The 15494-nt window shown below is 69.3% G+C and carries 7 protein-coding genes; 5 read left to right on the top strand and 2 right to left on the bottom strand.

Features of this window, described 5'->3' with window-relative positions:
* Positions 1–2: 2 nt before the first annotated feature.
* Complete coding sequence (locus ACZ41I_RS31065) at positions 3–2723, bottom strand: SpoIIE family protein phosphatase (protein ID WP_468515616.1); 2721 nt, start codon at positions 2721–2723, stop codon at positions 3–5.
* 457 nt (positions 2724–3180) lie between these two features.
* Between ACZ41I_RS31065 and ACZ41I_RS31060 the strand changes: the two genes are divergently transcribed.
* Complete coding sequence (locus tag ACZ41I_RS31060) at positions 3181–6471, top strand: GH92 family glycosyl hydrolase (RefSeq protein WP_468515615.1); 3291 nt, start codon at positions 3181–3183, stop codon at positions 6469–6471.
* 59 nt (positions 6472–6530) lie between these two features.
* On the opposite strand, the gene ACZ41I_RS31055 is transcribed toward ACZ41I_RS31060, so the two are convergent.
* The gene (locus ACZ41I_RS31055) at positions 6531–10334 is read right to left on the bottom strand and encodes a GH92 family glycosyl hydrolase (RefSeq protein ID WP_468515614.1); all 3804 of its coding nucleotides are present in this window, start codon (positions 10332–10334) and stop codon (positions 6531–6533) included.
* 368 nt (positions 10335–10702) lie between these two features.
* On the opposite strand from ACZ41I_RS31055, the gene ngcE reads away from it, so the two are divergent.
* The 4 genes from ngcE (at position 10703) to ACZ41I_RS31035 (ending at position 15471) form a co-directional block, all read left to right on the top strand.
* Complete coding sequence (ngcE, locus tag ACZ41I_RS31050) at positions 10703–12148, top strand: N-acetylglucosamine/diacetylchitobiose ABC transporter substrate-binding protein (RefSeq protein ID WP_363214680.1); 1446 nt, start codon at positions 10703–10705, stop codon at positions 12146–12148.
* A 30-nt stretch (positions 12149–12178) separates the two neighbouring features.
* Positions 12179–13105: a carbohydrate ABC transporter permease gene (locus ACZ41I_RS31045; protein ID WP_468515613.1), complete on the top strand. Its 927-nt coding sequence runs from the start codon at positions 12179–12181 to the stop codon at positions 13103–13105.
* Positions 13106–13110: 5 nt separating this feature from the next.
* A complete protein-coding gene (locus ACZ41I_RS31040; protein WP_468515612.1) occupies positions 13111–14034 on the top strand; it encodes a carbohydrate ABC transporter permease in 924 nt (307 codons plus the stop codon).
* A gap of 225 nt (positions 14035–14259) precedes the next feature.
* On the top strand, positions 14260–15471 hold the full coding sequence (locus tag ACZ41I_RS31035) for an ROK family transcriptional regulator (RefSeq protein WP_363214677.1): 1212 nt from the start codon (positions 14260–14262) through the stop codon (positions 15469–15471).
* Positions 15472–15494: the final 23 nt, after the last annotated feature.

The raw sequence follows: 15494 nt of genomic DNA, 5'->3' as shown, positions 1-15494 counted from the left end.
CCCTAGTCGATGTCGTCGACGAGAAGCCCGCCCAGGTCCGGCAGGGTCCCCGCGTCCGGCACGGCCAGCTCCGCCCAGATCACCTTGCCCTGGTCCGTGTAGCGGGTGCCCCAGCGCTCGGCCAGCTGCGAGACCAGGAACAGACCCCGGCCGCCCTCGTCGGTCGTCGCCGCGTACCGCAGGTGCGGCGAGGTACTGCTGCCGTCGGCCACCTCGCAGATCAGGCGGCGGTCATGGATCAGCCGCACATGGATCGGATCGGAGCCGTACCGGATGGCGTTGGTGATCAGCTCGCTCAGCACCAGTTCCATACCGAAGCCCAGCTCGGACAGGCCCCACGCATCGAGCTGCGCGGAGACCGCGGCGCGCATACCCGACACGGCCGCCGGGTCGCGCGGCACATCCCAGTCGGCGACCTGACTGGCCGGCAGCGCCCGGGTGCGCGCGATCAGCAGAGCCACGTCGTCCACCGGCCGCTCGGGCAGCAGCGCTTCCAGCACCGCCTGACAGCTCTCCTCCGGCGTCCGGTCCGGATGGCCCGCCAGCGCCCGGCGCAGCAGCTCCATGCCCACGTCCAGATCCCGTGTACGGTCCTCGATGAGGCCGTCGGTGTACAGCACCAGCTGGCTGCCCTCGGGAAGATCCAGCTCGGCCGTCTGGAACGGCATGCCGCCCAGCCCCAGCGGCGGCCCGGCCGGCACCTCCGGGAAAGTGACGCTGCCGTCGGGGTGGACCAGCGCCGGCGCCAGATGCCCCGCACGAGCCATGACACAGCGGCGCGTCACCGGGTCGTAGATCGCATACAGGCAGGTGGCGCCCACGATCTCCCCGGACGTCTCCGGGCAGGCCTCGTGCTGGTCGATGCGGCCGACCAGGTCGTCCAGATGGCTGAGCAGCTCGTCGGGCGGCAGGTCGAGCGTGGAGAAGTTGTGCACCGCGGTCCGCAGCCGCCCCATCGTGGCGGCCGCGTGCAGCCCATGCCCGACCACATCGCCCACCGCCAGCGCCACCCGGCTGCCCGGCAGCGGGATCACGTCGAACCAGTCACCGCTCACACCCGACTGGGCGGGCAGATAGCGGTAGCCCACCTCCAAGGCGCTCTGCTCGGGCAGCGTGCGAGGCAGCAGACTGCGCTGCAGGGTGACCGCGAGGGCATGCTCACGGCTGTACCGGCGGGCGTTGTCGATGCTCACCGCAGCGCGGGCCACCAGCTCCTCCGCCAGCGACAGCTCCTCCTCGTCGAAGGGCTCCCGCTTGGACCGCCAGAAGTTCACCATGCCCAGCACGACACCGCGGGCCTGGATCGGGGCGGTGACCAGCGAGTGGATGCCGAATTCCACGATCTGCCGGGCGCGCTCCGGATCCTGGGCCTGCCAGTCCTGCGCGGCCGACAGGTCGGTCACCAGCTCCGAGCGGCCCGCGTCGTAGCCGCGCGCCTGCGGGGTGGAGGGCAGAAAGTCGATCAGCCGGCCCTTCTCGTAGAGCGGATGGTCGTCCCGGATGCCGCTCACAGCCACCCGTCGCATGTCCGTCGCCGTCCGGCCCGGCTCCTCGCCGTGCAGCACGGCGTCGGCCACGTCCACGGTGACGAAGTCGGCGAAGCGGGGGACGGCGACCCGCGCCAGCTCGTCGGCCGTGCGGACCACGTCAAGGGTGGTCCCGATGCCCAGTCCCGCGTCGTACAGCAGCTCCAGGCGCTCCCGGGCGACCTCCGCCCGGCCCGACACCGCCTGCAGCTCCGTGGAGTCGCGCAGCGTCACCACGGTGCCCTCGGGGCACCCCGCGCGGTCGGTGGGCCGCTGGTTGACCGCCAGCAGCCGGCCTCCGGCGAAGTGCACCTCGTCGCCGGCCTCCCGCCCGGAGACCAGCAGCTCCGTCATCGCGGGGTCGAGCCCCGGCAGCTCCCGCACCGTACGCCCCTCGACGTCGGCGGGCAGCTCCAGCAGCCGCCGCGCCTCGTCGTTGGCGAGCAGGATCCGCCGGTCGGCATCGACGATGAGCACACCCTCCCGCACCGAGTGCAGCACCGTGTCGTGGTGCTCGTACATACGGGTCATCTCGTCCGGTGCCAGGCTGTGCGTCTGCCGCCGCAGCCGCCTGCCCACCAGCGCCGTGCCACCGGTGGTGACCACGAGCGCGCCGGCCCCGGCGGCCAGGATGATCGGCAGCTGCCGGTCCACCGCGCTGGTCACGCGCTTCACCTTCAGCCCGGCGGAGACCAGGGCAGTGACCCTGCCATGGGCGTCGTCGATGGGAACGGTGGCCTGCACCTCATGGCCCAGCGGGCCGTGGACGCTCTCCGTGTAGACCTTCCCGGCCAGCGAGGGACCGATCCGGCCCACGAACCGGTGACCGATCTTGCTCGGCAGGGGATGGGTGTAGCGGATGCCCTTGGTGTTCATCACCACGATGAAGTCGACGCCCGCCGACTTGCGTCCCGCCTCCGTGAGCGGCTGGAGCACCTTCGAGGGATCCGGGGCACGCAGCGCCTGGAGGATCCCGGGAGAGTGCGCGAAGGTCTGCGCCACGGCTATGGAACGGCGCCTGGCCTCCGTGCTGGTGTCGCGCGTGGACTGCATGACGAGAGCGAGGACGCCGCAGACCACGAGCAGTACCACCAGCGCGATCTGGAGAAGGAAGACCTGTCCGGCAACGCTGCGCGGGCTCCGGCGGACCTTGGAGCGCCATGCCATACGCCCGAATCGGTCGAAAGGGTCCGACATGTGGCATTTCTAGCACCGGTCGCACCCGTTGACTACGCCGGTCCATGAGATGGACGCCACATTTCGTCGCCTCGCAGGTCACAGAGGTGCGCTCACGTCGCAGAAATCCCGGGGGTACCGCGCCACGTCTGCCGGGCGGGGGTGACTCGGGCGGACCCGGTGGCCGTGCGCACCGGGTCCGCGAGCCGGGCGGGTGAGGGGGGTTGGTGCCCGCCCGGGTGGTGCTGGCTTGTGGTGTCGGCTGGGCGCGCGACAACGTTGTCGGATGGTCTGTACATGACTCTACCGCCTGAACCGACAACGATGTCAACCCACTTGGGATGGGCCGATCGGGTGATCCCGGCGCGCGCCGTCCGGCGCGCACGCGGTCTTCCGTGGTAGCGGTGGCGCACGTTACTGTCCCTGCGGCTTGTGCGACCTGTGGTGCGCGACCCGTCCATGAAGGAGGAAGGGCCGCGTGCGTTTCAGACCCCTGTCCCTGCTGCTGGCCGCCCTGCTCGCGACCGGCGCCGCCGCCACTCCCGCGCTTGCGGAACCCGCCGCACACCCCGAGCTCGTCAAGGACCCCACCCGGTACGTCGATCCGCTGATCGGCACCAGCAACGGCGGCGACGTCTTCCCGGGCGCCGTCGTGCCCTTCGGCATGCTCTCCTGGAGCCCCGAGAACACCAGGGGCGACGCCACGAGGACGGCCGCTCCCGGCGGCTACCAGTACGACACCACCCGCATCCGGGGCTTCAGCCTCACCCACATGTCCGGCACCGGCTGTGCGGGAGGCAGCGGCGACATCCCCTTCTTCCCCTACGCCGGCGAGGTCACCTCATCCCCGGCGAGCGACACCGAGGACGCCGTCTACGCCTCCGACTTCACCCACGCGGACGAGACCGCCGAACCCGGTCACTACAGGGTGGGCCTGGCCTCCGGCGTCACCGCCGACCTCACCGCCACCGCCCGCACCGGCTCCGCCCGCTTCACCTTCCCGACCGGCACACCCGCCTCACTGCTGGTGCGCACCGCCAACTCCGAAGTGGGATCGCAGGATTCGTCCGTCGCGATCGACCCGGAGCACCGCACCGTCTCCGGGTCCGTCACCTCCGGAAACTTCTGCGGTTACCTCGACCCCGAAGGCCAACGCGCCTACTACACCCTCTACTTCACCGCCCGCTTCGACCGCGCCTTCAAAAGCGCCGGCACCTGGCAGGACGACAGGCTGAACCCCGGATCGCTGGAGGCGTCCGGCGGCACCGGCGGCTTCTCGCACGGCGGGCGGCCCGTCGCCGGCAAGGGCGCCGGCGGCTACGTCGAGTTCGCGCCCGGCACCGGTCCTGTGCACGTCAAGGTCGGCATCTCCTACGTCAGCAAGGCGGCCGCCGAGGCCAACCTCGCCGCCGAGAACCCGCCGGGCCGCTCCTTCGAAGCGGTCGAGAGCGCCGCCCGCCGGACCTGGCGCGAGCGGCTCGGCGCCGTCCGCGTCGGCGGCGGCACGGACGCCGACCGCACCACCTTCTACACCGCGCTGTACCACGCGCTGCTCCACCCGAACGTCATCAGCGACGCCGACGGCAGGTACCGGGGGGCCGACGGGCGCGTGCATGCGGTCAGCGGTGGGCAGGAGGGCGCCGGCAGCCGGCAGCATTCCCAGTACGGCACCTTCTCCGGCTGGGACGTCTACCGCGACCAGCTGCAGCTGCTCACCCTGCTCGACCCGCGCACCGGCTCCGACATCGCCCAGTCGCTGTACGAGCTGGCCCGGCAGAACGGCGGCACCTGGGACCGCTGGCTGCACGGCGCGAGCGGTACCCATGTCATGAACGGCGACCCCTCGCCGACCGCACTGGCCGGCATCCGTGCCTTCGGCGGCACGGACTTCGATCTGCACGGCGCGCTGGACTCGCTGGTCGAGGCGGCCACCGTGCCGACCGAACAGGACCTGTCCCCGGCGGGCAAGCCGGTGCTGTCCGCCGGCCAGCGGCCCTCACTGGACAAGTATCTGAAGCTGCACTACATGCCGAGCGTCTCCAACGCCTGGGGCGGCGCCGCCGAGACCCTGGAGATGTCCACGGCCGACTTCTCGGTCTCCCAACTCGCGGCCGCCGCGGGGGAGAAGGGCACAGCCGCCGCCTTCGCCCGCCGCGCCCAGTGGTGGCAGAACAACTTCAATGTCGCCGCCGACCCGAGCGGCGGCTACATCGCCAACCGCAGGGCCGACGGCAGCTGGGTCACCGGTTTCACCCCGGACACCGGCAACGGCTTCGTGGAGGGCACGGCAGCCCAGTACACCTGGATGGTCCCGCACGATCCGGCAGGCCTGTTCGCCGCGCTGGGCGGCCGGGACAAGGCGCTCGCCCGGCTCGACGACTTCTTCCACGACGAAAACGGCGGCTGGGCCTTCACCGGCCACGGCGGCACCAGGTCCGAGCTGGACAACGAGCCGTCGATCAACGTCCCCTACCTGTACGACTACGCGGGCGCCCCCTACAAGACGCAGGAGACCGTACGCGCCGCGATGCGGCAGCTGTGGTCGACCGGGCCCGGCGGCATCCCCGGCAACGACGACCTCGGCGCGATGTCGTCCTGGTACGTCTTCTCGGCCCTCGGCATGTACCCGCAGGTGCCCTCCCGCGCCGAACTGGTCCTCGCCTCACCGCTGTTCGAGCGCGTGGAGATCAGCCGGCCCCGGGGCAACGACATCTCCCTCCATGCGACCGGCGCGGCGGCCGGCGCACCGTACATCCACTCCCTCAAGGTCAACGGCCGTACCAGCGACCGCCCTTGGCTGCCGGCGTCCTTCGTCCGCGACGGCGGCCGGCTCGACTACACCCTGTCCGCCGCCCCCGACCGCACCTGGGGCGCGGACAGCCCGCCCCCGTCCTTCCGCGAGGGCGAGCAGCCGTACCAGATCGGCGTCGGCCCCACCGCCGCCACGCTCGCACCCGGTGACAGCACGAAGATCGGCATCCGGGCGCTGTCGCTGAACGGCGGCACCGGCCCCGAGGTGCGCTTCCGGGTGGACACCCCGGCCGGCGTCACCGCCACGCCCGCCGAGGGCACGGTCTCCGACGGCGCCCGGGAGATCACCCTCAGTGCGGCCAGGGACACCGCCCAGGGCTTCGCCGACGTCAAGGTCACGGTGACCTCGGGCGGCACCTCGTACGAGCAGCCGGTCTCGCTCACCGTGGCCGCCCCCGGCACCCTGCTCGCCGCCTACGACAGCACCGGTGTCTCCGACGACACGGGTGACCACGACGAGGCCGACTACGACGGCGGCGGGTGGAGCTACTCCCGCCAGGCCCTCGCGGCGGCCGGCCTGACCCCGGGCGGGCAGGGCACCGTCGAGGGTCTCACCTTCAGCTGGCCCGCCTCGCCCGACGGCCGCCCGGACAACGCCACCGGAGCCGGCCGGACGGTCGAACTGCCCGCTCCGGCCGCGCAGTTGTCCTTCATTGGCAGCGCGGTCAACGGCAACCAGCAGGCCAGGGCGACCGTCACCTACACCGACGGCACCACCGACACCGTCGACCTGTCCTTCACCGACTGGACCGTCGGCGGCGGAGGCGGCACGGTCCAGTACGACAACCGGGTCGTCGCCAAGACCGCGTACCGCAATGTCGCGGGCGCCGGGAAGGACCCGGTGACCACCTACGTCTTCGCCACCAAGCCGTTCACGGCCCCCGAAGGCAAGGCCGTCCGGAGCGTCCGGCTCCCGCACAACGGTGACCTGCACGTGTTCACCCTGGCCACGCACTAGGCCACGGAAGGAGAGAGCGGCCGCCCCTCGCCGGAGGGACGGCCGCTGCGCCGTGTCCGTCAGGCCAGCAGCTCCACCTCCGCCAGTGTCGAGGCGCCGTCCAGGACGAGCCGGTACCTGGTGTACGTGCCCGGCGCGGCGATGGTGAACGCCCGGGTCTGGTGGTCCCAGGTGAAGCTCTCGCCGGACCGGTGGTCCAGGGTCTGCCAGGTGGCGCCGTCCGAGGAACCCTGGAGGGTCCAGCCCGTCGGCGCCCTGGTGTGGTCGGCCGACGAGGTCAGCGTGTACTGGACGGGCCGCACGGCTTCGTCGACCGGCAGGTCCACCGAGGTGACCGTCGCGTCCGTCGCCGACGTGTTGTCGAAGAGCGCTCCGTCCCCCTTGAGGACGTCCGCCCGGGGCACCGGCACCTGGTCGTCCTGGGTGACGGAGACCGGGGCGGCGTTCTTGCCCGTGCCCCACGTCGACGGCCTCGCGCCCATGGAGAACTCCAGCTCCCCGCCCTGGGACAGCAGCGAGTGGGGGAGCGAGGTGGACGTCCAGGGGCGGCCGTTGAACGTCACACCCTGGATGTAGACGTTCCTCAGGCTGTTCCGTGGTGCTTTGACGACCAGGTCACGGCCGATTTCGAGGTGCACGGTGACCTTCGTGAACAGCGGGGAGCCGATGGAGTACTCGCCGCTGCCCATCACCAGGGGGTAGAAGCCGAGCGCCGAGAACAGATACCAGCCGGACTGCTCGCCGTTGTCCTCGTCGCCGTGGTAACCCTGCCCGATCTCGCTGCCGGAGTAGAGCCGGGAGAGGATCTCGCGGACCGCCGCCTGTGTCTTCCAGGGCTCGCCGGCCGCGTCGTACATGTAGGGCACATGGTGTGCGACCTGGTTGGACTGTCCGAGCATGCCCATCCGCACGTCCCGTGCCTCGGTCATCTCGTGGATCACCCCGCCGTAGGAGCCGACGAAGTTCGGGGAGGCCGTCTCCGGGGTGGTGAAGTACTCGTCCAGCTTCTCCGCGAGGCCCTGCCGGCCGCCGTACAGGTTGGCCAGGCCGCGGCTGTCCTGCGGGGCGGTGAAGGCATAGCCCCAGCCGTTGGTCTCCGTGTAGTCGTAGCCCCACACGCGCGGGTCGTACTTCGAGGAGTCCAGCCGCCAGTCGCCCTTCGTGTCGCGGCCCTGGAAGAAGCCCGCCTTGGTGTCGAACAGGTTCACATAGTCCCGGGCGCGGTTGAGGAAGTACGCGGACTCCTCCTTGTAGTGCTTCTCGCCGGTCTTCCGGTACAGGGCCTCGCCCATCTTCGCGATGCCGAAGTCGTTGACATAGCCCTCCATCGCCCAGGACAGGCCCTCGGTGGTGGCGGTGCTGGTGTAACCGAGGAACGGTGAGGTGCTCATGCCCTTGCGGCCCACGCCCGACATCGGCGGGACGACGGTCGCGTTCTTCAGGGCCGCGTCGTAGGCCGCCTTCGCGTCGAACTTCACGCCTTTCACATACGCGTCCGCGAACGCCACGTCGGAGGAGGTGCCGGTCATCAGGTCGGCGTAGCCGGGGGAGGACCAACGCGACGTCCATCCGCCGTCCTTGTACTGCTGCACGAACCCGTCGGCCATCTCGCCCGCCCGGGAGGGGGTCAGCAGGGAGTACGCCGGCCATGTGGTGCGGTAGGTGTCCCAGAAACCGTTGTTGACGTACACCTTCCCGTCGACGATCTTCGCGCCGGTGTGGGTCGGGGTGTCCTGGCTCTGCATCGGGGAGAAGGGGGAGGCGTACCGGTAGGTGTCCCCGGTCTTCTCGAAGCCGGAGTTCGGGTACAGGTACAGCCGGTACATGCTGGAGTACAGCGTGGTCAGCTGGTCCGGGGTCGCGCCCTCCACCTCGACCTTGCCGAGCAGCTTGTCCCAGGTGCGCTGCGCCCGCGCCCTGACCGTGTCGAAGGAGGTGCCGTCCGGGACCTCCTGGCGCAGATTGTCCTTCGCCTGGTCGACGCCGATCAGCGAGGTCGCCAGGCGCAGCGTGACGGTGCGGTCGGCGCCGGCGTCGAACCGCAGGTAGCCCTTCACCCCGCTCGATCCGCCGTCGGTCACCGGCTTGTCGAACGTGCCGTACACGAACAGCCGGGTGGCGCCGGTCGACAGTCCCGACTTCACGTCGGAGTAACCGGTGACGGTCCCGTGCTCCTTGTCGAGGGTGAGACCCGCCTGCTCGGTGACGTTGTCGAACAGCACGCTCGTGTCGTCGCCGGGGTAGGTGAAGCGCAGCACCGCCGCATGGTCGGTCGGGGTCATCTCGGCCCTGAGACCGTTTTCGAAACGCACTCCGTAGTAGTAGGGCCGCGCGGTCTCGTTCTCGTGGCGGAACGGCAGCTCGCGTGCCGTCCGGCCGGTGTCGGGGGTGCCGGCGGCGGCCGACGGCATCACCTGGAAGGTCTGCCGGTCGCCCATCCACGGACTCGGCTCATGGCTCGCGCTGAACGCCTGGATCGTCGGCAGATTGTCGTCGTTGTTCGCACGTGCGTATTCGTACAGCCAGCTCAGCGAGGACGCGTTGGTCACCGGCGTCCAGAAGTTGAAGCCATGCGGCAGCGCGGTGGCGGGGAAGTCGTTGCCGCGCGAGAAGCTGCCGCTGGAGTTGGTGCCGCGCGTGGTGAGCGCGTAGTCCGACAGATGGGCCTTCGGCTTGTCGGGCGGTACGGGCTTCAGCGCCACGTCGTCGATCCAGCCGCGGAACTTCGCCGGCCCGGCGGGGGAGTCGTACCCGACCAGGATCCGGTCGACCGTCCTGCCGGCCGCCACGGAGCCGATCCGGGAGACCACGTTGTTCCACTGGTTGACGTACAGCACCTTCGACGTGCCCTGCCCGCGCGGGGACAGCGGGAACCCGTGCTGGTCCAGCGCGCCGAGGTCGCTCAGATGGGTGCCGTCCGTGAAGGCCAGGTCGAGGGAGACGTTCGTGGCGTCGTAGTCCCGGTCGCCGTCGGCCATCGACGGGAAGATGCGGTACGACAGCTGGGTGTCGCCGGCGACCTTCACGTTCACGTCGAAGACCTTGTTGTACGAGTACGCCCGGCCTTCCGCGGTGTGCCGCCCGGCGTAGCGCAGCGCCCTCCTTCCGGTGAAGCCGGCCCGCGCCTTGGCCGTCGGCGAGCCGGTCGGGCCCTTGTCGACCAGGGTCAGCATGTCCTGCGGCACCGGGTCGCCCCCGCCGCCGGTGGAGAACTGGACGTCGGCGAGCTGCAGGATGTCCGGGGCACCGTCGTTCTGGGTGACCTCCAGGCGGAAGTGCTGGTACTCGGCGGGTTCGGCCAGGTCGTAGGACTTGGTCTGGAAGCGCTCGGAGAAGCTTTCGCCCGAGCGGGTGTCGAGGGTCTTCCAGTCCTTGCCGTCGGTGGAGCCGAGCAGCGCCCAGTCCTTGGGGTCGCGCTCGGCGTAGTCGTTGGCCGAGGTCAGCGCGTAGGTCACCAGCTTGATGGGCTTGTCCAGGTCGAACTCGACCCAGCCGGTGGGCTCGAAGGTCAGCCACTTGGTGCCGGGCTCGCTGTCGACCAGGTTCTCCTTCACCTCGCCGGCGCCCGTGTTCTCGCCGCTCGCCCGGACATCGGTGACATGGTCGGTGACATTGCCGGGAATTCCGGTGCTGTAGCCGCCGTCGACGCCCGAGGCGCGCCGGGTGCCGTCCGGCCCGGTGTCCACGGTGTTCAACCAGTCCGGTGCCGGATCGCCCGTCTCGAACGAGGATGCGAACTCCTGGCCGGCGGCGGCCCCCTGCGCAGGGAGGGCGACCGCCGCGCCCTGTGCGCCGACGGCCATGACAAAGGCGGCCGTGAGGACGACCGCCGGATCCCATCTGTGCCGAGTTCTCCGCTGCATCTACGGATTCCCCTCCTGCGCCCCCCTCTGGACAACGTTGTCAACTGCCGGGCGCAGGAACCAGTAGGGCGTCAAGTGGCCCGTGATGTCAAGGGCGTTGGGTGTGGCATTCAGGGACTTATGTCGCGACTTTTTCGCCGGGTCGCGCACAGGTCGCTCATATTTCCGCGAGGTCTCAACTCGGAAAAGACCGATCGCGAACCCTGCATTCGATCTTGCTCAGCCGACCGAAAGTGGACTATACCTGTCGGCGTTTCCCGCACGACCCTGCACGACCCAGCACTACGCACGACCCAGCACTACCCGACCGCGGTGCCGGGGAGGATCCGGTTCACCGCCTGAGTCCTGGAGAAGGCGAGGACTTGAGCATGGGATCCACCTCGAACCACGGTGCCGAAGGTGTCGGCCGGCGTGATCTGATCAAGCGGTCCGCGGCGCTCGGCCTGGTCGCGGCCCCGGGCATGGGCCTGCTGTCGGCCTGTGCGAGCAGCGGCGGGGGCGGGCAGAAGAAGGACAAGGCGGGCAAGAAGACCGCCAAGAACCCGCTCGGGGTCAACGAGACCGCCAAGATGGAATTCGTCCTCTTCGACGGCGGCTTCGGCAAGGAGTACGCCGAGGACGCGGTGAAGATCTATGAGAAGGACTTCCCCAAGGCCACGGTGAAGTTCTCCGCCACCCAGAAGATCCAGTCCACCCTGCAGCCCCGCTTCAACCAGGGCAACCCGCCGGACCTCATCGACAACTCCGGCGCCGAGCAGATGGACATGGGCGTGCTCGTCGGCAAGAACCAGCTGGCCGACCTCACCCCGCTGCTGGACGCGCCGTCGTACGACGACCCGAACAAGAAGGTCCGCGACACACTGCGCCCCGGCATCGTGGAGATGGGCCAGTTCGACGGCAAGCCGGTGTGGATCCTCTACTACGCCTACACGGTGTACGGCGTCTGGTACTCGCAGAAGGCCCTGGACTCGCTCGACGAGAAGTACCCGCAGACCTGGGACGAGATGCTCAAGGTCTGCGAGAAGGCCAAGAAGAAGGGCATGGCGGGCTGGACGTACGCGGGCAAGTACCCGTACTACCTCCCCTTCTCGCTCTACCCGATGATCGGCAAGGTCGGCGGGCGCGAGGTGCTCGACGCCATCGACAACCTGGAGCCGAACGCCTGGAAGCACCCGGCCGTCAAGGCCTGCTTCGAGGCGTACTACGAGCTGTTCAAGAAGGGTTACATCCTCCAGGGCACACCGGGCCTCGACCACATCCAGTCGCAGACGGCCTGGGCCAAGGGCAAGGCGCTGTTCATCCCGAACGGCTCCTGGGTGGAGAACGAGTCGGCCAGCGTCATCCCGGCCGACTTCGACCTCGCGGTCTCGGCACCCTCCGGCATCGACAGCTCCGACAAGATGCCGTTCGGCACCATCTGGGCCTCCGGTGGCGAGCCCTTCATCGTGCCGGACAAGGCCGCGAACGCCGAGGGCGGCATGGAGCAGCTGCGCATCATGCTCTCCGAGGCGTCCTCGAAGAACTTCACCGCCAAGGTGAAGTCGCTGACCGCGTACAACGGCGGCACCACCGGCATCACCCTCACCCCCGGACTGAAGTCGGGCGTGGCGGCGCTGAAGCTGGCCGGATCCAACGTGGTGAATCCGCGGCTGCAGGACTGGTACGTGCAGCTGCAGAAGGAGAAGATCGGTGTCGCCGGTCTCGGCGAGATGATGGCCGGCCGGCTCAGCCCGGCCGAGGCCATCAAGAAGATCCAGGGATTCGCCGACGAGGCGGCCAAGGACACCTCCATCAAGCACTACAAGCACCAGTAACCAGCACCCTCTCAACGCACCGGAGTGGCGATGCAGCACGGCAAGTACCGGTTCATCGTGGGCTTTCTGGTTCTGCCCCTGGGACTGTACGCGCTCTTCGTGGTGTGGCCGTTCATCCAGTCCATCTATTACTCGTTCACGGACTGGACCGGCCTGAGCCCCGAATTCAAGATGGTCGGCTTCGACAACTACAAGAGGATGCTCGACGACGACATCTTCTGGAAGTCGCTGCAGCACAGTCTGCTGTTCGCCCTGGTGCTTCCGCTGGTGACGATCGGTCTGGCGCTGTTCTTCGCCTTCATGATCAATGTGGGCGGACGCCGCAGAAGGGGCGGCCCCGTGATCTCGGGGGTCCGGGGCTCCTCCTTCTACAAGATCGTGTACTTCTTCCCGCAGGTGCTCTCCATCGCGATCGTCGCACTGCTGTTCCAGTTCGCGTACAACCCGGACAGCGGCGCGATCAACTCACTCCTGCGCGGCCTCGGCCTCTATCACGTCCAGCCCCTGTGGCTGGGCGACCCGGGCCTCGCGCTGTGGTGCGTGATGGCGGTGCTGGTGTGGTCCACGGTCGGCTTCTTCGTGGTCCTGTTCTCGGCGGGCATGGCCTCCATCCCGGCCGAGCTGTACGAGGCGGCCCTGCTGGACGGCGCGAGCCGCTTCACCACCTTCTTCCGCGTCACCCTGCCGCTGCTGTGGGACACCGTGCAGTCCGGCTGGGTCTACATGGGCATCCTCGCGCTCGGCGCCGAGTCGTTCGCGGTCGTACAGATCATGACGACCGGACCGGGCGGGCCCGACTACTCGACCACGGTGATGGTCCTGTACGTGTACCAGAAGGCGTTCCGGGACGGTCAGGCCGCCTACGCCACCACCATCGGCGTCGCCCTGCTCGTCGTCACGCTCGCCTTCGCGGCGATCGTGATGCGGCTGGGCCGTCGCGAGCGGCTGGAGTTCTAGAAGCGATGAAGACGACCGAGACCCCCGCCCCGCTGCCGGCCGAGTCCGGCGCCACCGTCTCCAAGGTCGACGCACCGGCCCCGAAGCCCGCGCGGCGCCGGAAGGAAGGCGGTGTCCTCAATGTCTTCTCCCACGGCGTGCTGGTCATCTGGGCGATCATGGTGGTCATGCCGCTGCTGTGGGCGGTGATGACGTCCTTCAAGGACGACAGCTCGATCTTCGGCTCGCCCTGGTCGCTGCCGGACAAGCTGCACTTCGACAACTGGTCGCGGGCCTGGACCCAGGCCAACATGAGCGACTACTTCCTCAATACCGTCCTGGTGGTCGGCGGCTCGCTCGTCGGCACCCTGGTGCTCGGCTCCATGGCGGCCTATGTGCTCGCCCGCTTCGACTTCCCGGGCAACCGCTTCATCTACTACCTGTTCGTCGGCGGCATGAGCTTCCCGATCATGCTCGCGCTGGTCCCGCTGTTCTACGTCGTGAACAACATGGGGCTGCTGAACACCATCCACGGCTTGATCCTGGTGTACATCGCGTACTCGCTGCCGTTCACGGTCTTCTTCCTCACGGCCTTCTTCCGCACCCTGCCCACCTCGGTGGCGGAGGCGGCCTTCGTGGACGGCGCTTCGCACACGCGTACGTTCTTCCAGATCATGCTGCCCATGGCCAAGCCGGGCCTGATCAGCGTGGGGATCTTCAACTTCCTGGGCCAGTGGAACCAGTACATGCTGCCCACGGTCCTCAACACCGACCCCGACAAACGGGTCCTCACCCAGGGCCTGGTCCAGCTGGCCGTCAGCCAGGGCTACAAGGGTGACTGGTCGGGTCTCTTCGCCGGCCTGGTGATGGCCATGCTGCCGGTGCTCGGGGCGTACATCATCTTCCAGCGCCAGGTCGTCCAGGGTCTGACCGCGGGGGCGCTGAAGTAGCGCCCAGACCCCGGCGGGGTGACGCCCCGCGTCCGCCCGTACGCACGCCGTTCCCCTCGCCGGGAGCGGCGTGCGCGTCCTTTTCGGCGGGGTACGTGCCGATTTCGGGTACCCGGAAACGGTTCAACCTCTTGACGTAAGCAACCCCGAACGGCTCAGCTTAGAGTTCACTAGTTGGACATACGCGGGGCCTCGCCGAAGCGGCCCCGCGCTCAGGAGGTCGTCGTGGAGACTCCAGGGTCGCAGTCGTCGCTGCACCGAGCCAACCTGGAGCGGGTCGTACGGGCCGTGCGCTTGGCCGGGTCCCTCACGCAGGCGGAGATCGCGCGGACGACCGGCCTGTCCGCCGCGACCGTCTCCAACATCGTGCGGGAGCTGAAGGACGGCGGAACCGTCGAGGTCACGCCCACCTCTGCGGGCGGGCGCAGGGCGCGCAGCGTCAGTCTGAGCGGGGACGCGGGGATCGTGATCGGTGTCGATTTCGGGCACACCCATCTGCGCGTGGCGATCGGCAACCTCGCCCATCAGGTGCTGGCCGAGGAGGCCGAGCCGCTGGACGTCGACGCCTCCGCCGCGCAGGGCTTCGACCGGGCGGAGGAGCTGGTCAGCCGCCTGATCGCGGCGACGGGCGTGAACCGGTCCAAGGTGGCCGGCGTGGGGCTCGGCGTGCCGGGTCCGATCGACGTGGAGTCGGGCACGCTGGGGTCCACCGCCATCCTGCCGGGCTGGGGCGGCACCAAACCCGCCGAGGAGCTGCGCGAGCGGCTCGGCGTGCCCGTGCACGTGGACAACGACGCCAACCTCGGCGCCCTCGGCGAGCTGGTCTGGGGCAGCGGGAAGGGCGTCCGCGACCTTGCGTACATCAAGGTCGCGAGCGGTGTCGGCGCCGGTCTGGTGATCGACGGGAAGATCTACCGCGGCCCGGGCGGAACAGCCGGAGAAATCGGACATATTACACTCGACGAATCCGGCCCGGTCTGCCGTTGCGGAAACCGCGGCTGCCTGGAGACCTTCGCGGCCGCACGCTATGTGCTGCCGCTGCTCCAGCCCAGTCACGGTCCCGACCTGACCATGGAAGGCGTCGTACGGCTGGCCAGGGACGGTGACCCGGGCTGTCGTCGGGTGATCGCCGACGTCGGCCGCCACATCGGCAGTGGAGTGGCCAATCTCTGCAACCTTCTGAACCCGAGCCGGGTGGTCCTCGGCGGTGATCTCGCCGAGGCCGGCGAGCTCGTGCTCGGGCCGATCAGGGAGTCCGTCGGCCGCTACGCCATCCCCAGCGCGGCGCGTCAACTGTCCGTTCTCCCAGGGGCACTTGGCGGTCGCGCCGAGGTGCTCGGAGCGCTCGCCCTCGCCCTCAGCGAGATGGGCGATTCGACGCTCTTGGACGGGTCTGTCGCCGGTGGGCTGCCCACCGCCGCCCCCGCCTTCACTTAGAGAACGGATGGCACCGTTGCCAT

This window comes from Streptomyces sp. NPDC030799 (assembly GCF_055572255.1).
The sequence above is the reverse complement of the archived record's forward strand: the minus strand, read 5'-3'. Positions and strand labels throughout refer to the sequence as shown.

Excerpts from the sequence above, each read along its gene's own strand:
- ACZ41I_RS31045 (WP_468515613.1), top strand. The coding sequence starts at position 12,179 with ATGCAGCACGGCAAGTACCGGTTCATCGTGGGCTTTCTGGTTCTGCCC.
- ngcE (WP_363214680.1), top strand. The coding sequence starts at position 10,703 with ATGGGATCCACCTCGAACCACGGTGCCGAAGGTGTCGGCCGGCGTGAT.
- ACZ41I_RS31040 (WP_468515612.1), top strand. The coding sequence starts at position 13,111 with ATGAAGACGACCGAGACCCCCGCCCCGCTGCCGGCCGAGTCCGGCGCC.
- ACZ41I_RS31055 (WP_468515614.1), bottom strand. The coding sequence starts at position 10,334 with ATGCAGCGGAGAACTCGGCACAGATGGGATCCGGCGGTCGTCCTCACG.
- ACZ41I_RS31065 (WP_468515616.1), bottom strand. The coding sequence starts at position 2,723 with ATGTCGGACCCTTTCGACCGATTCGGGCGTATGGCATGGCGCTCCAAG.